Origin of the sequence: Pseudomonas sp. 2835, from assembly GCF_050435905.1 — a bacterium.
Lineage (GTDB): Bacteria > Pseudomonadota > Gammaproteobacteria > Pseudomonadales > Pseudomonadaceae > Aquipseudomonas.
In genome coordinates this window covers 174,074-199,611 of record NZ_JBNDLE010000009.1, presented here as the reverse complement: position 1 = coordinate 199,611, position 25,538 = coordinate 174,074, and the positions used below count along the sequence as shown (strand labels likewise).

At 61.4% G+C, this 25,538-nt stretch carries 21 protein-coding genes and 1 other RNA gene; 13 read left to right on the top strand and 9 right to left on the bottom strand.

Annotation, left to right across the window (positions count from 1 at the left end; all coding sequences use genetic code 11):
• Window positions 1-28: 28 nt before the first annotated feature.
• The 3 genes from ABIE20_RS15775 to ABIE20_RS15765 all read right to left on the bottom strand — a co-directional run bounded on the left by ABIE20_RS15775 (window position 29) and on the right by ABIE20_RS15765 (window position 3,475).
• Window positions 29-2,560 carry a hypothetical protein gene (locus tag ABIE20_RS15775; RefSeq protein WP_429505814.1) on the bottom strand — a complete coding sequence of 844 codons (2,532 nt, stop codon included), beginning with the start codon at window positions 2,558-2,560 and terminating at the stop codon, window positions 29-31.
• Window positions 2,561-2,730: 170 nt separating this feature from the next.
• Window positions 2,731-3,048 carry an RnfH family protein gene (locus tag ABIE20_RS15770; RefSeq protein ID WP_429505813.1) on the bottom strand — a complete coding sequence of 106 codons (318 nt, stop codon included), beginning with the start codon at window positions 3,046-3,048 and terminating at the stop codon, window positions 2,731-2,733.
• The gene (locus tag ABIE20_RS15765; protein ID WP_429505812.1) at window positions 3,041-3,475 is read right to left on the bottom strand and encodes a type II toxin-antitoxin system RatA family toxin; all 435 of its coding nucleotides are present in this window, start codon (window positions 3,473-3,475) and stop codon (window positions 3,041-3,043) included. Before ABIE20_RS15765 ends, ABIE20_RS15770 begins: the two co-directional genes overlap by 8 nt.
• A 161-nt stretch (window positions 3,476-3,636) precedes the next feature.
• Here ABIE20_RS15765 and smpB point away from each other — a divergent pair, with 161 nt between their 5' ends.
• The gene (smpB, locus tag ABIE20_RS15760) at window positions 3,637-4,119 is read left to right on the top strand and encodes an SsrA-binding protein SmpB (protein ID WP_028944546.1); all 483 of its coding nucleotides are present in this window, start codon (window positions 3,637-3,639) and stop codon (window positions 4,117-4,119) included.
• Between the two features lie 68 nt (window positions 4,120-4,187).
• Here smpB and ABIE20_RS15755 read toward each other — a convergent pair whose 3' ends face one another.
• Window positions 4,188-4,955 carry a GntR family transcriptional regulator gene (locus ABIE20_RS15755; protein WP_045199761.1) on the bottom strand — a complete coding sequence of 256 codons (768 nt, stop codon included), beginning with the start codon at window positions 4,953-4,955 and terminating at the stop codon, window positions 4,188-4,190.
• Window positions 4,956-5,209: 254 nt separating this feature from the next.
• On the opposite strand from ABIE20_RS15755, the gene ABIE20_RS15750 reads away from it, so the two are divergent.
• From ABIE20_RS15750 to ABIE20_RS15720, 7 genes are all read left to right on the top strand, one after another.
• On the top strand, window positions 5,210-6,877 hold the full coding sequence (locus ABIE20_RS15750) for a lactate permease LctP family transporter (RefSeq protein ID WP_429505811.1): 1,668 nt from the start codon (window positions 5,210-5,212) through the stop codon (window positions 6,875-6,877).
• A 67-nt stretch (window positions 6,878-6,944) separates the two neighbouring features.
• Entirely contained in the window at window positions 6,945-8,090 is a 1,146-nt protein-coding gene (lldD, locus tag ABIE20_RS15745) for an FMN-dependent L-lactate dehydrogenase LldD (RefSeq protein ID WP_429505810.1), read from the top strand.
• Between the two features lie 78 nt (window positions 8,091-8,168).
• A complete protein-coding gene (locus ABIE20_RS15740) occupies window positions 8,169-10,979 on the top strand; it encodes an FAD-binding and (Fe-S)-binding domain-containing protein (protein ID WP_429505809.1) in 2,811 nt (936 codons plus the stop codon).
• A 74-nt stretch (window positions 10,980-11,053) separates the two neighbouring features.
• Entirely contained in the window at window positions 11,054-11,332 is a 279-nt protein-coding gene (locus tag ABIE20_RS15735; RefSeq protein WP_429505808.1) for a hypothetical protein, read from the top strand.
• A 104-nt stretch (window positions 11,333-11,436) separates the two neighbouring features.
• Window positions 11,437-11,828, top strand: a transfer-messenger RNA (tmRNA) gene (gene ssrA, locus ABIE20_RS15730).
• A gap of 217 nt (window positions 11,829-12,045) precedes the next feature.
• A complete protein-coding gene (locus ABIE20_RS15725; RefSeq protein ID WP_045199772.1) occupies window positions 12,046-12,825 on the top strand; it encodes a class I SAM-dependent methyltransferase in 780 nt (259 codons plus the stop codon).
• Between the two features lie 26 nt (window positions 12,826-12,851).
• Window positions 12,852-13,262, top strand: a complete 411-nt coding sequence (locus ABIE20_RS15720; RefSeq protein WP_429505807.1) for a DUF4952 domain-containing protein — start codon at window positions 12,852-12,854, stop codon at window positions 13,260-13,262.
• Between the two features lie 7 nt (window positions 13,263-13,269).
• Here ABIE20_RS15720 and ydiJ read toward each other — a convergent pair whose 3' ends face one another.
• Window positions 13,270-16,290: a D-2-hydroxyglutarate dehydrogenase YdiJ gene (ydiJ, locus tag ABIE20_RS15715; protein WP_429505806.1), complete on the bottom strand. Its 3,021-nt coding sequence runs from the start codon at window positions 16,288-16,290 to the stop codon at window positions 13,270-13,272.
• A gap of 159 nt (window positions 16,291-16,449) precedes the next feature.
• On the opposite strand from ydiJ, the gene ABIE20_RS15710 reads away from it, so the two are divergent.
• Entirely contained in the window at window positions 16,450-17,334 is an 885-nt protein-coding gene (locus ABIE20_RS15710; protein WP_429505805.1) for a LysR substrate-binding domain-containing protein, read from the top strand.
• 9 nt (window positions 17,335-17,343) lie between these two features.
• On the opposite strand, the gene ABIE20_RS15705 is transcribed toward ABIE20_RS15710, so the two are convergent.
• Window positions 17,344-18,354 (bottom strand): zinc-dependent alcohol dehydrogenase family protein, encoded by a 1,011-nt coding sequence (locus ABIE20_RS15705; protein WP_429505804.1) that lies wholly within the window; start codon window positions 18,352-18,354, stop codon window positions 17,344-17,346.
• A 140-nt stretch (window positions 18,355-18,494) separates the two neighbouring features.
• Between ABIE20_RS15705 and ABIE20_RS15700 the strand changes: the two genes are divergently transcribed.
• From ABIE20_RS15700 to ABIE20_RS15690, 3 genes are all read left to right on the top strand, one after another.
• The gene (locus tag ABIE20_RS15700; protein WP_429505803.1) at window positions 18,495-18,995 is read left to right on the top strand and encodes a sigma-70 family RNA polymerase sigma factor; all 501 of its coding nucleotides are present in this window, start codon (window positions 18,495-18,497) and stop codon (window positions 18,993-18,995) included.
• Between the two features lies 1 nt (window position 18,996).
• Window positions 18,997-19,944, top strand: coding sequence for a FecR domain-containing protein (locus ABIE20_RS15695; RefSeq protein WP_429505802.1), 948 nt, complete (start codon window positions 18,997-18,999; stop codon window positions 19,942-19,944).
• A gap of 106 nt (window positions 19,945-20,050) precedes the next feature.
• The gene (locus ABIE20_RS15690) at window positions 20,051-22,522 is read left to right on the top strand and encodes a TonB-dependent siderophore receptor (RefSeq protein WP_429505801.1); all 2,472 of its coding nucleotides are present in this window, start codon (window positions 20,051-20,053) and stop codon (window positions 22,520-22,522) included.
• 43 nt (window positions 22,523-22,565) lie between these two features.
• Here ABIE20_RS15690 and ABIE20_RS15685 read toward each other — a convergent pair whose 3' ends face one another.
• The 3 genes from ABIE20_RS15685 to ABIE20_RS15675 all read right to left on the bottom strand — a co-directional run bounded on the left by ABIE20_RS15685 (window position 22,566) and on the right by ABIE20_RS15675 (window position 24,672).
• Window positions 22,566-23,159, bottom strand: coding sequence for an HAD family hydrolase (locus ABIE20_RS15685; protein WP_429505800.1), 594 nt, complete (start codon window positions 23,157-23,159; stop codon window positions 22,566-22,568).
• On the bottom strand, window positions 23,156-24,025 hold the full coding sequence (gene tesB, locus ABIE20_RS15680; RefSeq protein ID WP_429505799.1) for an acyl-CoA thioesterase II: 870 nt from the start codon (window positions 24,023-24,025) through the stop codon (window positions 23,156-23,158). The genes ABIE20_RS15685 and tesB overlap by 4 nt, the downstream gene beginning before the upstream one ends.
• A gap of 77 nt (window positions 24,026-24,102) precedes the next feature.
• Window positions 24,103-24,672, bottom strand: coding sequence for a GNAT family N-acetyltransferase (locus tag ABIE20_RS15675; RefSeq protein ID WP_429505798.1), 570 nt, complete (start codon window positions 24,670-24,672; stop codon window positions 24,103-24,105).
• Between the two features lie 142 nt (window positions 24,673-24,814).
• Here ABIE20_RS15675 and ABIE20_RS15670 point away from each other — a divergent pair, with 142 nt between their 5' ends.
• The gene (locus ABIE20_RS15670) at window positions 24,815-25,507 is read left to right on the top strand and encodes a histidine phosphatase family protein (protein ID WP_429505797.1); all 693 of its coding nucleotides are present in this window, start codon (window positions 24,815-24,817) and stop codon (window positions 25,505-25,507) included.
• Window positions 25,508-25,538 lie beyond the last annotated feature (31 nt).

Genomic DNA, 25,538 nt, shown 5'->3' with positions numbered 1-25,538 from the left:
AGTGGTTTCAGTACGCAGACTTGTCGCGCTAGAGCTCAGTTAACCTCAAATTATCCATCGAAAAATCATTTCCTGTCGCTGAAGCCAAATGGCAATGAAGCTGGACGTGCATATAATCCCTAGTTGCAGTGAAGTTACCCTTCAATTGCCGCCAAGTCATACCAGCAACTGTCCTCCGAGAAATAACCTGCATATTATCGGCAGTAACCGAAATCTGTGGAATAGGTGCAATATTGTCATATTGTCGAATATCCATCATAAACGTATATACCCTACCAACTTCCAAGCCGTGGAACTCTTTCTGCAAAAATATCCCCGTCAAGTAGAGCGAGTGGGTATTATTGTACAGCGTCGCATTACTCCCCTCATACCTAATACTCATGTCATTCGCTTGTGCAGCCGGCCCTTTCACCCATCCATTCCAGCTTCCACCGTCAAAGGTAGTAATATTTTCGTACTGCGAGCGCAGCACCAATGTTAAAGATGGAAACTCCAAAGCTGCACTTTCTTGCGAACTCCGATCCAGAGTAACCCTGCAGGTGAATCTCAAGTTACTCAGAGACTTCAGTACGACCAAGTGCTGCCGTCGCAATACAATTTTTAACCCTTGAGAAACCTGCGCCTGTGTTACTGAGTGATTCAAAAGTACGTCAAAATTGTAATTTGTACCATCCTGCCTCGTGCCGTGCCCACGCAGCCAAACTCTTTGCCCAGGCAAAATAAACCACCATGCCGCCAGATTTAATTCTGCATGCCCGTAAAAATTGCGTAATTCTAAAGAACCTTGAGTCGCCTGGCGTACAGACATTAACGGAAAACGCACAGGCCAATTGACGAACAAGTTCAGGACCCCTGAAACCTGTATCTTTTGATCACGAGAAACTGTGTAGCTGATCTTCACAGTTTTACCGCTAGCCACAATCACCGCTTCACGCGGCACAAAAAAGTCGACGTAACCCGATCCAGGATTGCCAGGCTTGGCAGTGATCGGCAAACAACTTCCGTCCCCGCGCCGCCAGCACGGCTGGATACTGTGATGCGAACTCATACGGTCGTAGCGAACCCGCAACGTCACGCCATCCCGACCGTTGTACACCGTCAGGGTGTTGTCAACCGCTTGCACAATCTGGGGCGCGGGTAGCTGCAAATCGGCCTGTACAACTTGCAGTGACAGCAGCGGAAACTCCCTGGCAGTGGATCTGTCGACTTTTCCATCAAAATTGACCGCGAAGTGCAACTCTAAATCACTATAGTCCGCCAGTTGCTCAAGCTTATCTCGCGCCAGTAGTGTACTGACGCCATTCGCTAGCCATTCCGCCGTCAATGGCACACCCTCCAGCACTTCGGAGATAAATTCATCGCCATTCTCAAGCTGTCCCGTCACAGTCAACCAGCAGGCCTGGCCAACCTCGGCAAAATCCCAGAGTTCAACGACTACATCTGCATCGCCGGAGAACGTATTCAGGTCCAGCCGCTGCTCCGTAGCCTGCTCCACGCGCGGGGTCGGCAATACATCAATATCGAGTACCCGGACCTCAAGCGGCGGCGCCTCCCAAGCTCCACCTTCACGCCAGACTGTGTAGCCAGCGAAGACCTTACCGTTGAAGTTTGCGCTTATTGCTTGAGGGGGAATCCGAAAATTGACAACCTGCGAATCACCGGCAATCTGGCACTCAAGCTCTGGCGTCCCCGCACCCGGCGTCCCCTGCCAGGTGGCACACACCCGGTCATTGCAGCACATGTTTTCATAGGCCACCTGGAGAGTCGCACCCTCGACGGCATTGGCGGGGTTGAGAACAAAATCACCTGAACCACAGTCTGTTGCTTCGACAACAGTTGGAGGCGAGAGGCTTAGATGCGGCTCCGTCAGGAGGGTAACGGTTTTAAGCGGGAAGAGCTGATGCGCACTGGACACGTCAGGATTAAGTTGAATCATTAATTGCAAAAATACCAACTCGCCATGAGCAAATTGCCGAAGTTTATCCAGCGGCAACTTCCTCATCCAGCCACCCGCCACATCAGCGACTGTAATGAGATCCCCCTCATACAGCATGAACTGCGCAGAACGCCCCATTAGCGCCAAGCGAGTCACTCGCTGGCCCTCCTTGATAAAAGGCCAAGGCTCAATATAAACATCGGGGTCTTCACAGCACAACAACGAAAGGTCCAGCTTCCCTTCCGCAGTCATTTGCAGCACTGTGGTTTCCGGCAGATCTTCGGGCCGCAGGCTGATTGTGTATTCGCTGACCGGCGAAGTGAACGTCTCGCCATCACGAACAACTTCACAATAAATACGTGCTGCAACAGTAATTCGCAAGCCAAGAAGATAATGCGACACCTGGAACAATGCACATCCCTGCTCCTCTACCCACACCTCGATAGATTGATATTCATCATCAACTGTCTGCCAATAGACACGAATAATGTCATCAGCAGTTAGCCCCTCATAACAAACTTTGATCGTCGCGGCATTACCCTGCTGATGTTTCATCGGGTAATAGGTTGTGCCTTCGGCGCCGACAAGTTCAACGACCGGTTCAAGTTTTATTGATGCGGACATGGTGAAGTCCCATTCAAGTGTATGTGACTACTCAAGGCCATACCTCCAGCCTTTCGCGTCACAGCTAACCTCAATAAGAAATCACCGGCTACTGGTAAAAATGCTAGGTCAACTCGACGCCAGGAGAGAGTAAGCTGGACCCGAATCGAAATCCTATAGCACAAGATTGCTTAACGCTTGGCCTTCTTGAAGACCCTGGCAACCTTGGCCGCGCGCTGTTTGCGCACCTCTTTCGGGTCTGCCAGCAACGGCCGGTAAAGTTCGATGCGATCACCTGCCTCGACTTCATATTCTTCTGGATGGGCGATCACCCGGCCAAAGACCCCGACCGGGCAGGCCTGAATATCGGCCTCGGGAAAGTGCCCGGCGATCCCCGACAGTTTTACCGTTTCATTGATAGTCGTCCCCGCCGGCACCTCAACACTGAGCAGCACCTGCCGCCCGGCCACGGCATACACCACCTCGACCGTGAGCAAGGCTTCAGACATGGAGCTGCTTGGCACGCTGGCAGAAGGCATCGACCAAGGTGTTGGCGGCCTGATTGAACAACGGCCCCAAAGTGGCACGCACCAGCGGCCCGGCGTAATCGAATGACAGGTCGAGGCTGATCTTGCAGGCTTTCTCGCCCAACGGCTTGAATACCCAGACGCCGTGCAACTGGGTAAAAGGCCCCTCTTCAAGGTTCATTTCAATGGACTGGCCCGGCACTAACACATTGCTGGTTACAAACTGCTGGCTCATCCCGCCCTTGGCCACCTCAAGGCGCGCGCGCATGTGCGTGTCGCTTTGTTCCATCACGGTGCTGGACGAACACCAGGGCAGAAACTCCGGGTAGCGCGCGACATCATTGACCAGGTCATACAGGGCCTGGGCGGGATATGGCAGCAGTGCCGAACGTTGAATATGGGTAGTCATCCAGGGGTCGATTCCAAAGCTGAGCGGCAAACGCAACCCGAATGCCGATGGGCGCAATACAGCGCATCAAGTGCGCGCATTGTCCGGGATTCACAGCAATGGCTCAAGCGCACCGCTACCCCGTAGCCGACAGCGCAACGACTGCCTATAATGCCGCCCCTATGGCTAAACAAAAGAAACATCCGACAGGGACTATCGCGCAGAATAAAAAGGCGCGTCACGATTACTTCATCGAGCACAAGTTCGAGGCCGGATTGGTCCTGTCCGGTTGGGAAGTAAAAAGTCTGCGTGCCGGCAAGGCGCACCTGACCGACAGTTACGTGGTGCTCAAGGATGGCGAGGCCTGGCTGATGGGCAGCCACATCACGCCGCTGACAGCTGCCAGTACTCACGTCATCGCCGACCCGACACGTACCCGCAAACTGCTGCTCAACCGTCGAGAGCTGGAACGCCTGCATGCGGCCGTCCAGCAGAAGGGCTACACCTGCGTGGCCTTGTCGATCTATTGGAGCAAGCACTTGATCAAGTGCGAAATTGCACTGGGCAAGGGTAAGAAGGAATACGACAAGCGCGATACCCAGCGCGAGCGCGATTCCGACCGCGAGTTGCAGCGCGCGGTGCGCAACAAGGGCAAAGAAGACTGATTCCAGCCTGAAGCGCCCTCATCGCGGGGCAAGCCCGCTCCTGCAGGAGCGGCGCTGCCCCGTGACCGCTAGCGCCCGCTACGCCGTTCTGCCCGCGCCACCCGCTGGACTTCCTGACGCACTTCATCGAGCACTTCCTGCACGTAGGTGATGTGCCGGCTGGAGACTTCACGCGCATCCTCCGCACGCCCCTCGACAATCGCCAGGTACAGCTCACGGTGCTGACTGATGAGCATGTCGCGGGTTTCGCTGCGCTGTTTGTACATGCCGCCGATGTTGGTCACCACGTTGCGCTTGAGCAGGTCGAACAGGCCGCGAATGGTGTGCAGCAACACCGCGTTGTGGCTGGCCTCGGCGATCGCCAGGTGAAAGCGCGCATCGGCTGCGCCCTCCTCGGCCCGGTCCACTTCATCTGCGCGGGCGTAGCAATCCTGCAAGGTATCGAACGCCGCCTTGAGTCGCAGGCGGTCAGGCTCGGTAGCGCGGATCGCTGCGTAATAGGCGCAGGATGCCTCCAGGGTATGCCGGAATTCCAGCAAGTCGCGCTGCGCTTCCGGGTTGCTTTCGAGCAACTGCAGCAGTGGGTCGCTGAAGGTCGAGCCGAGTGATTCGGCCACATAGTTGCCACCGCCCTGGCGACTGACCAGCAAGCCCTTGGCCACCAGCTTCTGAATCGCTTCGCGCAGCGACGGTCGAGAAACACCGAACTGTTCAGCCAGCGCGCGCTCGGCGGGCAGGCGCTGACCGGCCGTCAAGGTGCCTTCGAGAATCATCCCTTCCAGCCGTTCGACGATATCGTCGGACAAACGGCGTTGGCGGACCTGATCAAAAACCATCACATGCTCTCCACAATCCCGAGTGCGTTCGGGGCTGTCTATTCTGGCGCATCCGCGTCCCGCCGACACTAATCAGTTGGCAAATTTCCCTGCCGTTCAGGCCCCCTCCCCTTCACCCACCCCAAGAAAAGTTTCCTGGGACAAATTGACACAGCCACTTCGAGGCTTTTAACCTAGCGCCTCGACATTGTAAATTGGTCTTACCAATTATCCAATGCCAGTGCCTGACCAACAACAATTAGGGGCCACCCCATATGCAAACCTGGCAACAGCTTTACAGTCCGCTTGGTAGTCTTGGCCTGTCCGCGCTCGCGGCAGTCATCCCGATCGTGTTTTTCTTCCTCGCGCTGGCGGTGTTCCGCCTCAAGGGTCATGTGGCTGGCAGCATCACGCTGGGCCTGTCGATCCTGGTGGCGATCTTTGCTTTCCAGATGCCTGCCGACATGGCAATTGCCGCCGCCGGATACGGCTTTGCCTATGGCCTGTGGCCGATTGCCTGGATCATTGTCGCTGCGGTATTCCTGTACAAATTGACGGTCAAGAGTGGCCAGTTCGAAGTGATCCGCAGCTCGGTGCTGTCGATCACCGATGACCAGCGCCTGCAGGTGCTGTTGATCGGTTTCTGCTTCGGCGCTTTTCTTGAAGGTGCGGCAGGTTTCGGCGCCCCGGTGGCGATCACCGCTGCCCTGCTCGTGGGCCTGGGCTTCAACCCGCTGTACGCCGCCGGCCTGTGCCTGATCGCCAACACCGCGCCTGTGGCCTTCGGCGCGCTGGGCATCCCGATCATCGTCGCCGGCCAGGTGACCGGGATCGATGCGTTCAAGATCGGCGCCATGACCGGCCGCCAGCTGCCACTGCTGTCGCTGTTCGTGCCGTTCTGGCTGGTGTTCATGATGGACGGCCTGCGCGGCGTCAAAGAGACCTGGCCAGCTGCCCTGGTGGCCGGCCTGAGCTTCGCCGTGACCCAGTACTTCACCTCGAACTTCATCGGCCCGGAACTGCCGGACATCACCTCGGCCCTGGCCAGCCTGATTTCCCTGACCCTGTTCCTCAAGGTCTGGCAGCCCAAGCGCTCGTTCGCCGCAGCCCCCGGCAGCGTTGGCGCCGCCGTGGTGCAGAGCGGTGGCAGCCAGCCTTCGCCGTACAGTTTTGGCGAGATCTTCAAGGCCTGGTCGCCGTTCCTGATCCTCACCGTGCTGGTCACCATCTGGACCCTCAAGCCGTTCAAGGCCGCTTTTGCCGCCGGCGGTTCGATGTACAGCTGGGTGTTCAACTTCGCCATACCGCACCTCGACCAGCTGGTGATCAAGACCGCACCGATCGTCGCTGCCCCGACGGCGATCCCGGCAGTGTTCAAGCTCGATCCGATTTCTGCCACCGGTACCGCGATTTTCTTCTCGGCATTGATCTCGATGCTGGTCCTGAAGATCAATTTCAAAACTGGTCTGACCACTTTGAAAGAGACCTTCTTCGAACTGCGCTGGCCAATCCTGTCGATCGGCATGGTCCTGGCCTTCGCCTTCGTCACCAACTATTCGGGCATGTCATCGACCATGGCCCTGGTGCTGGCCGGCACTGGCGCGGCGTTCCCGTTCTTCTCGCCGTTCCTCGGCTGGCTGGGCGTGTTCCTGACCGGTTCCGATACTTCGTCCAACGCCCTGTTCAGCTCGCTGCAGGCCACCACCGCGCACCAGATCGGGGTCAACGACACCCTGCTGGTAGCCGCCAACACCAGCGGCGGCGTGACCGGCAAGATGATCTCGCCGCAATCGATCGCCGTGGCCTGCGCCGCCACCGGCCTGGTCGGCAAAGAGTCGGACCTGTTCCGCTTCACCCTCAAGCACAGCTTGTTCTTCGCCACCATCGTTGGCCTGATCACCTTGATCCAGGCTTATTGGCTGACCGGCATGCTGGTTCACTAAAGTGTCAGGGGCCGGGCGCGTTGTGGCGCGCCCGGCAGCTCCCCTTTAATCAACGCTGCGAGACCCCATGATCATTTCTGCTTCTACCGATTACCGCGCAGCAGCCCAACGCAAGCTGCCGCCTTTCCTGTTCCACTACGCCGACGGCGGTGCCTACGCCGAGCATACGCTGCGCCACAACGTCGAAGACCTGGCCGGCATCGCCCTGCGCCAGCGCGTATTGAAGAACATGTCCGAGCTGAGCCTCGAGACCCAACTGTTCAACGAAACCCTGAGCATGCCAGTGGCCCTGGCCCCGGTCGGCCTGACTGGCATGTACGCACGCCGCGGCGAAGTCCAGGCGGCGCGGGCAGCGGCAGCCAAAGGCATTCCGTTCACCCTGTCGACAGTCTCGGTGTGCCCGATCGAAGAAGTGGCGCCGGCCATTGACCGGCCGATGTGGTTCCAGCTCTACGTGCTCAAGGACCGCGGCTTCATGCGCAACGCTCTGGAGCGCGCCAAGGCTGCTGGCGTCACCACCCTGGTCTTTACCGTGGACATGCCGGTGCCCGGCGCGCGCTACCGCGATGCCCACTCCGGCATGAGCGGCCCGAATGCGCCGCTGCGCCGTATCTGGCAAGCCATGACCCATCCACAGTGGGCCCTGGATGTCGGCCTGCTGGGCAAGCCGCACGACCTGGGCAATATCTCCGCCTACCGCGGCAGCCCTACGGGCCTGGCCGACTACATCGGCTGGCTGGGCGCCAACTTCGACCCATCGATTTCCTGGAAAGACCTGGAGTGGATCCGTGAATTCTGGGAAGGCCCGATGGTGATCAAGGGCATCCTTGACCCGCAGGATGCCAAGGACGCAGTGAAATTCGGCGCCGACGGCATCGTCGTTTCCAACCACGGCGGCCGCCAACTCGACGGCGTGCTGTCCAGCGCACGCGCCTTGCCGGCGATTGCCGACGCGGTCAAGGGCGATCTTAAGATTCTCGCCGACTCCGGCATCCGCAGCGGCCTGGACGTGGTGCGCATGATCGCCCTGGGCGCCGACACCGTGTTGATCGGCCGTGCATTCCTCTATGCCCTGGCTACCGCCGGCGAAGCCGGGGTGAAAAACCTGCTGGACCTGTTCGAAAAAGAAATGCGCGTGGCCATGGTGCTGACAGGTGCCAAATCGATCAGCGAAATCACCCGCGACTCGCTGGTCCGCGAACTGGGTGCCTGATTGCCGCGCCTTCGAATCACCACCTGATTGACCGGGGCACACGGCGCACCAGACGCCACGGCCCCACGAGGAGATTGCATGAGTCTGCCCGCCGCGTTCCTCGACTCGGTAGCACGCCTGATACCCGCCGAGCGCCGTTTCGACGATCCGCTATCGACCCTGGCTTTCGGCACCGATGCCAGCTTCTACCGGCTGATTCCCAAGCTGGTGGTACGGGTCGAATCCGAAGATGAAGTGGTCGCCCTGCTCAAGCTGGCCCAGCGCGAGCGCGTGCCGGTCACCTTCCGCGCCGCTGGCACCAGCTTGTCCGGCCAGGCCATCAGCGATTCGGTGATGATCGTGCTTGGCGATAACTGGAACGGTCGCGAGATTCGCGATCAGGGCCAGCAGATCCGCCTGCAACCCGGGGTGATCGGTGCCCAGGCCAACGCTTGGCTGGCCCCGTTCGGGCGCAAGATCGGCCCGGACCCTGCCTCGATCAATGCCTGCAAGATCGGCGGTATCGTCGCCAACAATGCCAGCGGTATGTGCTGCGGCACCGCCCAGAATACCTACCACACCCTGGCCGGCATGCGCCTGGTGCTGGCCGACGGCACGCGCCTGGACAGCGAAGACCCGGCCAGCGTCGCCGCGTTCGAACAGAGCCACGCCGACCTGCTTGGTGAGCTCGCGCGCCTGGCTCGGGAAACCCGCGCCAACACTGAGCTAGCCGCCAAAATTCGCCACAAGTACCGCCTGAAGAACACCACCGGCCTGTCGCTCAATGCCCTGATCGACTACGACCAGCCGCTGGATATCCTCAGCCACCTGCTGGTCGGCTCCGAGGGCACCCTGGGCTTTATCAGCGCAGTAACGTACGACACGGTAATCGATCACCCGAACAAAGCGTCGGCACTGATCGTCTTCCCGGATGTAGAAACCTGTTGCAACGCCGTGAGCGTGCTCAAAAGCCAGCCGGTATCGGCGGTGGAGCTGCTCGACCGACGCAGCCTGCGCTCGGTGCAGGACAAGCCCGGGATGCCGGCCTTTGTCCAGCAACTGTCCGACGGCGCCTGCGCCCTGCTGATCGAATCCCGTGCAGCAACCCAGGCGCTGCTGCACGAGCAACTGGCGCAGATCATGGCCTCGCTGGCGAGCTTTCCGGTGGAGAAGCAGGTCGACTTCACCGAGGATGCCAAGGAGAACGCCAGGCTCTGGGCCATCCGCAAAGACACCTTCCCCGCCGTCGGCGCGGTGCGCAAGACCGGCACCACAGTGATCATCGAAGACGTGACCTTTCCGGTCGAGCAACTGGCCATCGGCGTCAATCGCCTGATTGCGCTGTTCGACAAACATCACTATGACGAGGCGATCCTGTTCGGCCATGCCCTGGAAGGCAACCTGCACTTCGTCTTCACCCAGGGCTTCAACAGCGCCGAAGAGGTCGCGCGTTACCAGGCCTTCATGGATGACGTGGCGCAACTGGTGGCGGTGGAATTCGGCGGTTCGCTCAAGGCCGAACACGGCACCGGGCGCAACATGGCGCCCTTTGTCGAGCTGGAATGGGGCAGCGATGCCTACCAGTTGATGTGGCAGCTCAAGCGCCTGCTCGACCCCAATGGCATCCTCAACCCGGATGTGGTGCTCAGCGAAGACCCGCAGATCCACCTGAAGAACCTCAAGCCGCTACCGGCTGCCGACGAGATCGTCGACAAGTGCATCGAATGCGGTTTCTGCGAGCCGGTCTGCCCGTCCAAGGGGCTGACCCTGAGCCCGCGCCAGCGCATCGTCATGTGGCGCGATATCCAGGCGAAAAAACGCGCTGGCAGCGATACCCGCGAACTGGAACGCAACTACCAGTACCAGGGCATCGACACCTGCGCCGCCACCGGTTTATGCGCCCAACGCTGCCCGGTGGGTATCAACACCGGTGAGCTGGTGAAAAAGCTGCGCGGCCAGGCCGCCGGTCACATGAAGACCGCGGACTGGCTGGCGGACAATTTCCACACAGCCCTCAGGGGGGCACGATTTACCCTGCAGGCCGCCAACGGTGCCCGTCGCTTGCTTGGCGCGCCGCGCCTGAGTCGCCTGAGCGCCAGCCTCAGCAAGCTCAGCCATGGCCGAGTACCACAGTGGACGCCGGCCATGCCACAACCGCTCAAGGCGGTGCAGTTGACCCCGGCCAGTAACGACGCTCGGCCGCGGGTGGTGTACCTGGCAGCCTGCGTTTCACGGGTGATGGGCCCGGCGGCGGCGGATCGCGAGCAAACCTCGCTGCTGGACAAGACCCGCGCCCTGCTGGAAAAGGCCGGCTATCAAGTGGTGTTCCCGGACAACCAGGACAACCTGTGCTGCGGTCAGCCGTTTGCCTCCAAGGGCTACGCCGAGCAGGCCGAGCACAAGCGCCAGGAACTGATCAACGCCCTGCTGCATGCCAGCCGCGGCGGCCTCGACCCGATCTATTGCGATACCAGCCCGTGCACCTTGCGCCTGGTCCAGGACCTGGCCGAAACCCGCCTGGACCTGTATGACCCAGTGCGCTTTATCCGCACCCACCTGGTCGACAAGCTGGAGTTCAACCCTCAGGACGAGCCGATCGCCGTACACGTGACCTGCAGCACCCAGCACCTGGGCGAAAGCCAGGCGCTGATCGACCTGGCGCGGCGTTGCAGCAAGCAGGTGGTGATTCCCGAAGCCATCCATTGCTGCGGTTTTGCTGGTGACAAGGGCTTCACCACTCCGCAGCTCAATGCCCATTCGCTGCGCAGCCTCAAGGATGCGGTGCAGTATTGCAGCGAAGGAATCTCCACCAGTCGCACCTGCGAGATCGGCCTGTCCAACCATGGCGGCATCGATTATCACGGGCTGGTGTACCTGGTGGACCGAGTCACCCGGGCGCGGGCTATCTGAACCTTTGTGAGAGCGGGGCAGTCCATCAAATTAGGCCCCCCTTTCCCGAGGCCTTCCCAGCCAAGGAGATTCACATGAAGCGTACTGCGATTTCCGGACTGTTCATTGCCGCCGCACTGCTTGCCTCACCTGTGTTTGCGGAAGAAGACCTGTGCGCCCTAAACCTGCAGAAGATTGAAGATGCCACGGCTACCGCCGGAGCTACCTCCGAAGGTATGGACAACGCCGTGGCCGAGCATGTCAAGGACGCCAAGGCTGCCCAGGCAGCGGGTAACACGAAAGACTGCATTTCTATTACCAGCAAGACACTGGAGCGCCTGGAGAAAACCGAGAAAGGCAGCAACGGCCAGTAACCCGTCTGCCGGGCGATGTCAGACCAGCAGTCGACGTCGCCCGACCGATGGCGTATACTGGACCTCGAGCGTTGAAAAACGCTTACAGCTAGAGCGCAAGACATGGGGCCGATTAGGATTCGACGCCGGTAGTGAAACTCTAGGTGCATGCCGAGTTGGTAACAGAACTCGTAAATCCACTGTTGCAACTTTCTATAGTTGCCAATGACGAAAACTACGAGGGTTACGCTCTCGCTGCGTAAGCAGCTGAGCCCGCTCTCCTGGTAGCTTCGGCTCCAGCAATCACTAGGGGATGCCTGTAAACCCGAAGTGATTGTCATACAGAACAGGATCGCCGTGCAGTACGTTGTGGACGAAGCGGCTAAAACTTACACAACTCGTCCAAAGCACCCTGCCCGTCGGGCGGCTGCGGATTAACTCAATAGACACGGCTAAGCATGTAGTACCGACAGCGGATCACTGGCGGACGGGGGTTCAAATCCCCCCGGTTCCACCAAATACGCAAAACGAAAAAGGCATCTGGCGCTTGCGCCGATGCCTTTTTTGTTGCCTGCAGAACCCTGACTGACCCCGCCTGTCGGCCATCGACACGCTGCGGACAAAACCGTACTCATCCTATTGGCGCAGCGGTCGATAAACACCTGGAAGGACCGCCCCGTCTCGTATCCTTGTCGACTCCGGGGGGTCGCAACCACCACAGAACAGGAGCAGGCATGAAAGTCTGTATGACCCACCGCGAGACCTTCTACCACGTTCTCAAGGCAGTGTTTGACGCCTGCAATAAAAAGCCGGTCATTGCCGAGCTTGGCGTCCTGCGCGGGCAAAATGCGCTGAACCTCTATAACGCCCTCAGCCCTGAACAAATGGTCTTGATCGACAGCTGGAGCCCCTCGGCCACCGAAGCCTACAGCCCGTTCGACCAGTTGCCACCTTGGGTTGACCCTGTAGATAGCTATGATTACTACTATGGCGGCTCGCTGTATGACATGGCCACCTGGGACAACCTGTATGAGGAATGTCAGGGCAAGTTCGCCGACAAGCCCAACGTCACCCTCATTCGCGCCGAGACGATCGACGCCATTCCTGAGATCCAGCCAAGAACCGGTATCGAGAAATTCGACCTGATCTACATTGATGCCAACCATCAATACGAGTACATCCTGCGCGACATGATGTACTACCAGGACCTACTGGCCGATGATGGCTTCATGCTTCTCAACGACTGCTGCCACAGCCTGCAGGGCACCAAACAGAACCTGGGTGTACTGGAGGCCCTTAGCAGCTTCCTCAAGCGTTCCGACTTCGTGCCTGTGGCCGTGACCAACACCGACTGGTCGGATGTCATCCTGGTCAAAAAGAACTCGATGATGCTGCAACTTGTGGACATCGCCATCACCAACTCGGATATCCCATTCGTCGAGATCCCTCACCAGCTGATGTCCGCCGCACGGGTTGTTTACGGCAAGCAACGCACCAACATCAGCTTTGCCTGATCCGGCGTGATTCAAGGACGAAACCATTGCGCCCATTGATTATCCTGACCCTGCTCCTGCTGTGCGGGTCGCTGCAGGCCGCGCCTAAGTGCGAGGACTTCCTCGGCACATTGGGCGCGTATCCCAAGGGCATCCAGTACCAGGGCTGCCATCAGGAAATCGAAGGGCAGACGGCGCCCTTGATCGCGACCTACAAGGTCAAGGGCACCGAAGCAGCGGTGGCCGAGGCTTACCTGCAGCAAAGCTATGGCATGGGCCGCCTGCAGTTTTTCTGCTGCATGTGGGATTCGCTGCGCCACTTCCACCGCGACCCACACAGCGGCATCAAATACCAAGTCCTCATGGCCTCCGAAGAAACACTGGCCAACCAGCGCTCGCAGTGGGCGCAGATCGAGTTCTTCTACATCACGATCAGCGTCGATACCCTCGAGCCCTGACCGGCCATCAGCCCTTGGCGTACTGCAGCAGCACCTCCAGCGGGTGACGCAACTGGCGGTCCGCCATGCGCTTGACCTGGCTACGGCAGGAATAACCGGTGGCCAATGCTTCACCCGGTTTATCCAGCTTGCCGGCCCAGGACTGCTCGAAGATGGTCCGCGAGGTGTCCTGGTTGCGCGCTTCGTGGCCATAGGTACCGGACATGCCGCAGCATCCGGTAGCCTCAGTAACGAGCTTCAGCCCCAGGCGGGCGAACACCTGTTCCCACTGACGAGTGCTGGCCGGCACGTTGGTTTTCTCGGTGCAGTGGGCCAGCAGACGGAAGGTTTCGCTGGCGCCCGTGGCCTGTTCAGGCAGCACGTCGATCAACCATTCCTGCGGCAGCAGCACCTTCGGGCAATCGCTCAGGCCTTCGACCTTCTGGTACTCCTGGCGGTACACCAGGGTCATGGCCGGATCGAGGCCGACCAACGGCACACCGCAATCGGCCAGGGCCTTGAGCTGGGTGGCGTTGCGAATCGCCGCTTTGCCAAAGGCACCAAGGAAACCCTGTACATGCAGGGGTTTGCCGTTGGCACTGTAGGGCGCGAGGAACACCTTGTGACCCAGACGGTGGGCCAATTCGATAAACGACGCCAGCAATGGCGTTTCGAAGTAACGGGTGAAGGCATCCTGGACCAGCACGATGCTGCGCTCGCGCTGGGCCGGGGTCAGCTCGCGCAGCGCCGGCACGCTGGCCGCGCGCACGTTGCAACGGGTCAGGGTGTTCTGCAGGTTGTAGCGGCTGATCAGCGGGCTGTCGAGCATGCCGACATGGCGCTCGAGCAGGCGGCTGACCCATTTCGAACCCATCACCGCGTTGTACAGCCCTGGCGCATAAGCCATGTAGGGGATACTGAACTCCAGAGAGCCGATCAGGTAGTCACGCAGCGGACGCTGATAGCGGCCGTGGTACAGCTCCAGGAAGCGCGAGCGAAACTCCGGCACGTTGACCTTGATCGGGCACTGCCCCGCGCAGGATTTGCACGCCAGGCAGCCAGCCATGGCTTCATAGACTTCGTGGGAAAAGTCAGCCTCGCCACGGGAACGCGCCTGGTTGTTGCGCAGGCGTTTTGGCAGCTCCTTGAGCCACGAGCTCTTGTTCTTCGCCGCCGCCAATACATCGATACTGGCCGCGCCCTGCAGACGCAACCATTCGCGGATCAACGAGGCACGGCCCTTGGGCGAGTGCTGGCGTTCGCGGGTGGCCTTCCACGACGGGCACATGGCGTCGTTGGGGTCGAAGTTGTAGCAGGCGCCGTTGCCGTTGCAGTGCACGGCGCTGCCGAAGCTCTGCCACACCCGCTCATCGATCTGCCGGTCAAAGTCGCCGCGCATCGGTGCTTCGTTGACCTTGATCAGGCCCTGCTTGCTGTCCGGCGGAGTGCAGATCTTGCCGGGGTTGAGCTGGTTGTAGGGGTCAAAGGCGCCCTTGAGCGACTGCAGTGCCGGATACAGGGCACCGAAGAAGTCCGGCACGTATTCCGAACGCAGGCCCTTGCCGTGTTCGCCCCAGAGCAGGCCGCCATAGCGATGGGTCAGCGCCGCCACGGCATCGGAAATCGGCTTGACCAGCGCCGCCTGGGCCGGGTCTTTCATGTCCAGGGCCGGGCGCACGTGAAGTACGCCGGCATCGACGTGGCCGAACATGCCGTAGGCCAGGCCGTAGCTGTCGAGCAAGGCACGGAAATCAGCAATGTAGTCAGCCAGTTGCTCTGGCGGTACAGCGGTGTCTTCCACGAACGGCTGCGGGCGCACTTCGCCTTCAACGTTGCCAAGCAGGCCCACCGAGCGCTTGCGCATGGTGTAGACGCGGGTCACCGCCTCGGCGCCTTCGGCCAGGGTGTGGCCCAGGCGCTCGACGCCGGTATCAGCCTGCAGGTGGGCGACGAAGGCTTGCACCCGCGCGTTCACTTCGGCCGGATCGTCACCGCAGAATTCCACCAGGTTGATGCCCAGGGTCGGGCGCTCGGCTTCGGCGGGGAAGTACTCGGCAACGCTGTGCCAGACGATGTCCTTCATCGCCAGCATCAGCACCTTGGAGTCCACCGTCTCGATCGACAGCGGCTTGTGCGCCATCAGCGCATTGGCGTCGCGCAGGGCATCCATGAAGCTGCTGTAGCGCACGTTGACCAGCACCGCGTATTTGGGAATCGGCAGTACGTTGAGCTTGGCCTCGACCAGGTACCCCAGCGAACCTTCGGCGCCGCACAGCACGCTGTTTAGGTTGAAGCGGCCCTGCTCGTCGCGCAGGTGCGCGAGGTCGTAGCCGGTCAGGCAGCGGTTGAGCTTGGGGAAGATGGTCTCGATCAGTGCGGCCTGGGTTTCCTGGATCTGCCGGGCCATGCGGTACACCTCACCGCTGCGCCCGGGCTGGGCGCAAGCCTGCTCCAGCGCCTGGTCGTCGATCGGCAGGCTGTGCAGACGCTCACCGCCGAGCAGCACGCTGTGCAGTTCGAGCACGTGGTCGCGGGTCTTGCCGTAGGTGCAACTGCCCTGGCCGCTGGCATCGGTGTTGATCATGCCGCCGACGGTGGCGCGGTTGGAGGTCGACAGCTCCGGGGCGAAGAACAGCCCGTGGGGCTTGAGCGCGGCGTTGAGCTGGTCCTTGACCACCCCGGCCTGCACCCGCACCCAGCGCTCCTCGACGTTGATCTCGAGGATGTTGTTCATGTGCCGCGACAGGTCGACGACGATGCCGTCGGTCAGCGACTGGCCGTTGGTGCCGGTGCCGCCACCACGCGGGGTGAGCTTGATCTGGCGAAAGCGCGGCTCGGCCATCAGCGCGGCGACGCGGGCGACGTCCTCGGCATCCAGCGGAAACACCGCCGCTTGCGGCAGGCGCTGGTAAATCGAGTTGTCGGTGGCAAGCACCGTGCGGGTAGCGTAGTCGGCGCTGGACTGACCACGGAAACCGCTGGCGCGCAAGGCGGCGAGAAAATCGGAATAGTCGGCAGCAGGGGTGCTGGTCGGCAACTGGGCGATCATCAAAGGATGGCCTCTTTAATTTGGCTAATCACGGGAATATCGGAACACTTGCTGGCTGAGCATAATTAGGTCAGCCTCAAGACACTGATATGCCAATGATCCCGGAGCGTGCCGCTGCGGACAACTGGATATTTCTGCCGCTATCGATGACTTTTACGAATGAATTACCGCCATCTCACACCCTCCATGTCATTGCTGCTGGCGTTCGAAGCCGCCGCCCGGCATGAAAGCTACACCCGCGCCGCCACCGAGCTGTCATTGACCCAGAGCGCGGTGAGCCGCCAGGTGCAGGCACTTGAGCAGCAACTGGGCCTGACCCTGTTCCGCCGCGAAGGCCGCCAGGTGCGCCTGACCGATGTCGGCCGGTTATATCAAAGGGAGATGAGCGAAGCCCTCGGGCGCATTCGCAGCGCCACCTTGCAGGCCATCGCCTATCAGTCCGGCGAAGGCAGCCTGCGCCTTGCCACCCTGCCGACCTTCGGCTCCAAGTGGCTGCTGCCGCGCCTGCATGAATTCTACAAACTGCACCCAGGCATGCTGGTGCACATCAATTCGCGCATCGAAGCCATCGATTTCGAAACCAGCGGCATCGATGCCGCCATCGTCGTCGGCAATGCCGACGTGCCGGGGCTGGTCTGTCATCGCCTGCATGCCGAAGAGTTGCTGGTGATCCTCTCGCCGGACACCGCCGCCCGCCAGGCCGACTGGTCACCGGCGCGCCTGCCTGAGCAATTGCTGCTCAACGTGGCCAACAACCCCAATGCCTGGGGCGAGTGGTTTTCCCATCATGGCCTGGCGCACCGCAGCATGCGCCTGGGGCCAAGCTTCGAGCTGACGTCGCACCTGATCCAGGCTGTGCGCGCGGGCATCGGCATCGGCCTGGTGCCGCGCATTCTGGTGGCCGACGAGCTGACCAGTGGTGAACTGGTCAGTGTCGGTGCACCCTTTGCCAGCCAGCGCAGCTATTACCTGATCTACCCACCACGCAACCAGTCGCTGCCGTCGCTGACGGCATTTCGCGGCTGGTTGCTGGGGCAGATCTGAGGCGCTGGCTCAGATGCTCAGGCAGATCTTGCCGAAGTGCTGATTGCTTTCCTGGTAGCGGAAGGCTTCGACGATCTGCTCCAGCTCGAAGGTCTTGTCGATCACCGGGCGCAGGCCATTGGCATCGATGGCGCGAACCATCGCCTGCTGCTGGGCGCGGCTGCCGACCAGCACACCCTGCAGGCGGATCTGCCGCACCAGCGCCTGGACCAGCGGCAGGTTGCCCGCCACGCCGGTAAGAATGCCGATCAGTGACACATGCCCGCCGATACGCGCAGCGATCATCGACTGCTCCAGGGTCGCCGGACCACCGACCTCGATCACATGATCGACACCACGGTTGGCGGTGAGCTGGCGCACCTTCTCGCCCCAGGCCGGGGTTTTACGGTAGTTGATCAGGTGGTCGGCGCCGAGAGCCTTGAGGCGTTCGAGCTTGTCGTCGCTGGAGGAGGTGGCAATTACCGTGGCGCCCGCCAGCTTGGCGAACTGCAGAGCAAATATCGACACGCCACCGGTGCCTTGCACCAGCACGGTATCGCCCGGCTTGAGCGAGTCGTCGGCCATCAGTGCACGCCAGGCAGTAAGGCCGGCGGTCGTCAGGGTCGCCGCTTGCGCGTGGCTGTAGCCTTTGGGCGCATGGGTGAACGAGGTCGCGCGGGCCGTAACCTGTTCGCGGGCGTAACCATCGATACCGTCGCCCGGAACGCTGGCGAAACCCTCGACCAACGGCTGGCCGTCCAGCCAGTCAGGGAAGAACGTGCTGACCACCGAATCACCGACCGCGAACTCGCTCACACCAGCGCCCACCGCGGTCACCACGCCAGCGCCATCGGCCATGGGAATACGCGGCGCCGTAGGCCCCCACATACCGCTGACCACGGCGAAGTCGTGATAATTGAGCGAGTTGGCGTGCAGGCGCACGCTGATTTCACCGGCCTGTGGGGCGGCAGCCCCACGGGTGCCTACCTGCACCTTGTCGTAACCACCGCCGGTCTGGACGATAATGGCCCTGCTGGTCATGGAAACCTCCTGAGTCGATTGGGCAAATAGCTGACCAGTCTTTGCCTGCCCCTGCCCCAGGTCAAGCACGAGCGCTTGCATAGTGCGCCAGCAAACCACAATAATGCGACTAATTATCAATTACTCGATATTGCCTCACCATGCCCGCTCCCGATCATGCTGCCCTGCACGCGCTCTACAGCGAACATAACGGTTGGTTGAAGAACTGGCTGCGCGCCCGCCTGGGCAATGCCAGCGATGCCGCCGACCTGGCCCAGGACACCTTTATCCGGGTTTTGAACGCGCGCAATGCAGACACCATTCGCGAGCCGCGCAGCTACCTGGGCGCCATTGCCCATGCGCTGATGATCGACAAGTTTCGCCGCAAGGCACTCGAACAGGCCTACCTGGACGAACTGGCGCTGCGTCCGGAGCGGGTCGCCGAATCGCCGGAAAGCCGCTTGCTGATCCTCGAAACCCTGCTGGCGGTAGACCAGATGCTCGATGGCCTGGGCGAGCGCACGCGCTCTATCTTCCTGGCCGTGCAACTCGAAGGCCTGAGCTATGTGGCTACCGCAGAACGCCTGGGGGTGTCGGTGACGACGGTGAAAAAACACCTGATCCGCGCCATGACCCATTGCCTGCTGCTCACGGACGACTGACATGGCCCAGCCGCTGGACTATCGCACCCTCGAAGCTGCCGCCACCTGGTACGTGCAACTTAATGCCGCGCCGCCCAGCGACGCCCAGTTGCAGGCCTGGCAAGACTGGCTGGGCAAAAACCAGTCCCATGCCCAGGCCTGGGCGCGGGTCGAAAAGCTGCAGCGCCAGCTGGGCCGGCTGCCTTCCGATGTCGCCCTGCCGACTCTGGCCGGTGTGCGCGCCCGGCGTCGCGCCGTGCTCAAGACCCTGGCGCTGCTCATGGCCGTTGGCGCAACCGGCTGGGCTGTACGGCAAAGTACACCGGGCCAGGCGTGGATGGCGGAGCTGCGCACCGGCAAGGGCCAGCGTCGCCAGGTGCGCCTGGACGATGGCAGCCAGCTTGAACTGAACACCGACAGCGCGGTGGATATCCGCTACGACGGGCAGCAACGCCTGCTGCGCCTGTACAGCGGTGAAATAATGGTGCAGACCGCTCGTGACAGCGCGGCGCGCCCATTCATTGCCGAAACCGCTGAAGGCCGGGTGCGCGCCCTCGGCACGCGCTTCAACGTACGTAGCGACAACGGCCTGAGCCGGGTCAGCGTGCTCGAGCATGCGGTTGAAGTACGCCCGCTCGACCAGCCGCTATTGATGCTGCGCCTGGAGGCTGGGCAAAGCGTCAGTTTCGACCGCACGCAGATTGCGGCCGCCAGCACCGCCCTGCCCGGCACCGGCGCCTGGACCCAGGGCATGCTGACCGTGATCGAATGGCGCCTGGGCGACTTCGTCAGCGAACTGCGCCGCTACCGCCCCGGCGTGCTGCGCTGCGCCGAAGGCATCGCCGACTTGCGCCTGTCGGGTGCCTTTCGCATTGACGACACCGACACCATCCTGGAAAACCTCGGCGTGTCATTGCCGGTCAGGGTGCGTTACATGACTCGCTACTGGGTCAGCATTGAAGCTGTCTGAAGAAATTTCGCACAAAGGGTTGCCGATTTTCATTCTCATTCGGCTACGCAGTTAAAGCGGCAAATTTCGACCGCCCCTCTGCCCAGCCAATCGAAGGAAATCCTGCATGACCCCGACTTGTCCGCGCGCCCCTCGCCCGCTGGTTCGCGCTGTCCACCTGGCGCTGTTCGGCCTGACCCTGGCACCGTTGCCGCTGCTCGCGCTGCTGCCGGCCCAGGCCATGGCACAAAGCGCCAGCACCCAGTTCCAGATCGCCCCGGGCCCGCTGGGCACTACCCTGAGCTTGTTCGCCACCCGCGCCAACATCACCCTGTCGTTCGATGCCCGGCAAACCCAAGGCCAGCAATCGGCCGGATTGCAAGGTAACTACTCGGTGGAAGAAGGCCTGGCGCGCCTGCTCAGCGGCACCGGCCTGCAGGCCCAGCGCCAATCCAACGGCGGCTACGTGCTGGTACCGGCCAGCAGCGGCGCGGCGATGGAGCTGGGCGCCACCAGCATCAACGCCCAGGGCCTGGGTGAAACCACCGAGGGCACCCATTCCTACACCACGGCGGCGACCCGCACCGCGACCAAGTTGCCGCTGTCGATCCGCGAGACGCCGCAAACCATCACTGTGGTTACCCGCCAGCAGATGGACGACCAGGGTGCCCAGAGTATTTCCGATGTGCTGCGCAATACCCCGGGTGTGTCGGCGCAAACCTATGACAGCGACCGCACCGAGTTCACCAGCCGTGGCCTGGTAATCACCAACTACCAGTACGACGGCGTCAACACCGTGTATGACGGGGTGTACGGCGAAGGTACGGCGCATGTCGACATGTCGATCTATGACCGGGTTGAGGTGCTCAAGGGCGCCACCGGCCTGATGACCGGTTCCGGCGATCCGTCGGCCACGGTCAACCTGATCCGCAAGAAACCGACCGCGCAGTTCCAGGGCTCACTCACCGGCAGCGCCGGCAGTTGGGACAACTACCGCGGTGAGGTCGATGTCTCCGGTCCGATCAACAGCAGCGCCAGCGTACGCGGTCGCTTCGTCAGCGCCCAGCAGGACAAGAAGGGCTACCAGGACCATTACCAGCAGAGCAAAGAGGTGTACTACGGCATCCTCGAGGCCGACATCACCCCGGATACCCTGCTGACCGTCGGCATCGACCAGCAGACCACCACCCCGCGCGGCAGCTCCTGGACCGGCAACCCGGTGTACTACACCGATGGCGGCCGCACCGATTTCTCCCGCTCGTTCAACCCGGGCGCCGACTGGAGCCGTCGCGACTTCCAGAACCGCACCTACTTCGCCTCGCTGGAACAGGTTTTGGCCAACGACTGGTCGCTCAAGGTCAGCGTAAACCAGCTACAAAGCGATCACGACACCCGCCTGGCCTCGGCCAGCGGTGGCGCGCCGGATCGCAATGGTGACGGCATGTACTTTTTCTGGGGCCGCTGGGAAGGCCACCGGGTGCAGAACAGTGCCGACCTGAACCTCTCCGGCCCGTTCACCCTGTTTGGCCGCCAGCACGACCTGGTCGTTGGCCTGGACACCAACCATTCACGCCAGACCGGCGCCACCTGGGACACCGGCGAATTCGGCACGGTGCCCGGTAGCATCTTTGACTGGGACGGCCACATCGGCGTGCCGGACTTCCCGAAAAACGGCAAGTACGAACAGAAGAAGAGCCAGAACGGTGCCTACATCGCCACCCGCCTGCACCCGGCCGATGACCTTTCAGTCATCCTCGGCACCCGGGTCAGCACCTTCAAGTACAGCGACAACTACGACTACGACGGGCTGAACCCGAACTTTGCCGACAGCCAGGCCAGCTACAAGCAACACGGCGTGGTCACACCCTACGCCGGTATTGTCTATGACCTCGACGACACCTACTCGGTGTACGCCAGTTACACCTCGATCTACCAGCCACAGAGCAACAAGGACAGCAACGGCGCCACCCTCGATCCGGTCGAAGGCGACAGCTACGAAACCGGCCTGAAAGCGGCGTACTTCGACGGCAAGCTCAACGCCAGCCTGGCGCTGTTTCGCATCGAGCAGGACAACGTTGCCGAGTCGATCGGCACCAATCCTGCGACCAACGAAGGCATCTACAAGGCCACCAGCGGCGCCACCACCCAGGGCATCGAGCTGGAAGTGGCCGGTGAACTGCAGGAAGGCTGGAATCTCTCGGCCGGCTACACCTACGCGCGTTCGCGCGATGCCGATGAGCAGCGCATCTATGGCTTCCCGATGAGCACCAGCAAGCCTGAGCACCTGGTGCGGATGTTCACCACCTACCGTCTGCCGGGGGTGCTGGACAAATTCACCGTGGGCGGTGGGATCAACTGGCAGAGCGCGTTCTACGGCAAGATCTACAACCGCTCGGTGAACGACTACACCTTCATCAAGCAAGGCGGCTACACCCTGGTCGACCTGATGACCCGTTACCAGTACAACGAGCAGCTGAGTTTCACGGTCAATGCCAACAACGTGTTCGACAAGCGTTACCTGACCGGATTGGGCAACTTCGACACCACCTACTACGGTGATCCGCGCAATGTGATGCTGACGACGCGCTGGGAGTTCTGAGGCCTCATCGCGGCGGTCCGACTTGCCCCGCGATGAATTCAACTCAATGGTCGAGCATCACCTGCAGCGCCCGGCAATCCGCCGCATGCCAGTCGGTCAGCTCCGGCCACGGGTTGTCCGGCAGGTTCACCAGAATCGTCCTCGCCCCCGCCGCCCGGCCGCAGTCCAGGTCAAAGCGGTAGTCGCCGACCATGACCATCTCGCCTGGTGCCACGCCCCAGGATTCGGCCAGCTGCAACAAGCCGCCAGGGTGCGGCTTGGGCGGTGCTTCATCGCGCCCGACCACGTGCTCGACGGCAAAGCAGTCGGCCAGGCCGATTGCCTCAAGGGTGATCTGCGCAAGCTCCCGGGCATTTCGGGTAAGGATGCCCAGCTGGCAACCGCGCGCCGCCAGGTCGCGGACCAGCTCCACGGCACCGGTGGCCGGGCGCGAACCAATCGCCAGCTCACGTTCATGCTCCAGCAGCCAGGCGTGCTTGGCTGCGGCTTCATCGGCCGGCAGGGCTGCCAGGTGGGTGAGGATGTCGTGGCTCTGGGGAATTTCCAGGGCCACCTTGATCGCGACAAAATCATGCACGGCGACGGTCAGGGTGCCGTCCATGTCGAACACCCAGTGGCGAATCTGCTGCAGGCTCATTGCCAATCCTGACGATGACGAATCAGGCCTTCCTGGCACGACGAAGCCACCAGTTGCCCGGCCTGGTTGTAGATGTTGCCGCGGGCAAAACCACGGGCATTTCCGGCCCACGGGCTGTCCATGGCGTACAGCAACCACTGGTCGGCGCGCAGGTTGCCGTGGAACCACAGCGCGTGATCCAGGCTGGCGATCTGCATATCCTTCTGCCACACCGATTTGCCATGAGGCAGCAGCGAGGTGGTCAACAGGCCGAAATCCGAGGCATAAGCGAGCATGTACTTATGCAGCGCCGGCACGTCCGGCAGGTTGCCGTCGGCGCGGAACCAGACGTACTTCACCGGCTCGCCGGGCTTTGGGTTGAACGGGTCTTCGGCGGTCACCGGGCGCATTTCGATCGGCTTGGCGCAGAGCATCTTGTCGCGAATGGCTTCAGGCAGGCGATCGGCCATGCGCTTGGCCAGCTCGACTTCGGACGGCAGGTTCTCCGGGCCGACCACCTGGGGCATCTGGCTCTGGTGTTCGAAGCCTTCCTCGTCGTACTGGAACGAGGCGCTGCAGGTAAAGATGGTCTTGCCCTTCTGGATCGCCGTCACCCGCCGGGTGCTGAAACTGCCGCCATCGCGGACGCGGTCGACCGAATAGACCACCGGCATGCTGGCATCGCCCGGGCGCAGGAAGTAGCCGTGCAGCGAGTGCACGTGACGCGCCTCCTCGACCGTCTGGCTGGCCGCCGACAGCGACTGACCCAGTACCTGCCCACCGTAGAGCTGACGAAAGCCCAGGTCCTGGCTTCGCCCGCGGAACAGGTTTTCCTCGATCGATTCCAGGCTCAACAGGTCAACCAGATCGTCCAACACGTGGCTCATTCAAGATTCTCCAAGGCAATGCGCAACTGCGGCAAATAATACAGGGTTTGTCATTGCCAGCCCGTATGTTGTGCAATTCAGCCGCGCAGGGTGGCCTGCCACTGGGCGCGGTCGATGCGGTACAACACGTGCGCTCGCAAAGGGTGGCCAGGCTCTAGCCTGGGGTGTTCGAAGCTGCCAGCCAGATCCTGCTGCATGCCGATGGCCTGCATGACTTTTTGCGATGGCAGGTTGCTCTCGGTGGTGAACGACACCACCTGCTCCAGGCCCAGTTGAGCGAAGGCGCAACGCAGGCTGGTCCAGGCCGCCTCACTGGCAAAACCCAGCCCCCAGTGGCGCCGGGCCAGGCGCCAGCCGATCTCCACCGCCGGGGTAAAATCGGCGGCAAAACTCACGTTGAGCAGGCCGGTCATGCCGATAAAGGCGCCGGTGTCCTTGCGCTGCAGGGCCCACAGGCCAAAGCCGTACTCATTGAAGTGGCCGCGAATCCGGCCGATCAGTGCAGCGCTCTCGACCCGGGTCAAGGGTGCAGGAAAGTAACGCATGACCTGCGGGTCGGCGCACATCGCGGCGAACTCCCTGAGGTCGTCGTCCTGCCATTGGCGCAACAGCAACCGTGCGCTTTCCAGTTGCAATACCGGGGTCATGCTCGGCTCCTTATCCACAGCCTGCTGTTTATAGCGTAGGTAACAACCTCGGCTCCAAGCTATTTTTCACATCCCTTTCACTGGTTCTGAACCTGACCTTTTCTACAGTGCGTTCACTCTTGAACCTGCCTGAAGTGGTCCTATGTCATCTTCCCACCTGACGCCTGCGCTTACCGCCAGCATTGCCACCCAGCGACGACGCGGCGCTCCCTGGCGCCAACCGCTGACCGGGCTGGGCCTCCTGCTCGCCCTGGTCATCCTTGCACTGTGGTGGACATCGAGGACACCGATCGTGGACCTGGGCAGCGACAATCAGATGCACAACAGTGGTGTTTACAGCGAATGGGCCAAGGGCGCGGTCATCGTCCTGATCCGCCATGCCGAACGTTGCGACCGTTCGCACAACCGCTGCCTGGGCGACCCCAGCGGCATTACCCTCGAGGGTAGCCAGGCGGCCAGCGACGTCGGTAACGGCCTCCAGCGCCTGGGCCTGAACAACGCTCAGGTCCTGAGCAGCCCGCAGGTGCGCACCCAGCAAACCGCGCACTTCATGTTCGGCAAGGCGATCGCCAGCGAGGACTGGCTCAAGCAATGCGACAAGGGTTTTGCCGATGCCGCCTTCAAGCACAAGCGCGCCGACCATAACCTGGTGCTGGTCACCCACAGTGGTTGCATCGATCATCTTGAGCGGCAGTTGAATGTGCCCGGTGGTGAACGCTCCAGCGCCTATGCCAGTGCCCTGTTCGTGTCCATGGGCAGCAACGGCAAGGCGCGGATTCTCGGGCAGATGAACGCCAATGAATGGCGCAAACTTGTCGCCAGCGCAGGAATGTAAAGCATGCCGGGTGCCTCTCGCCGCGACTTCT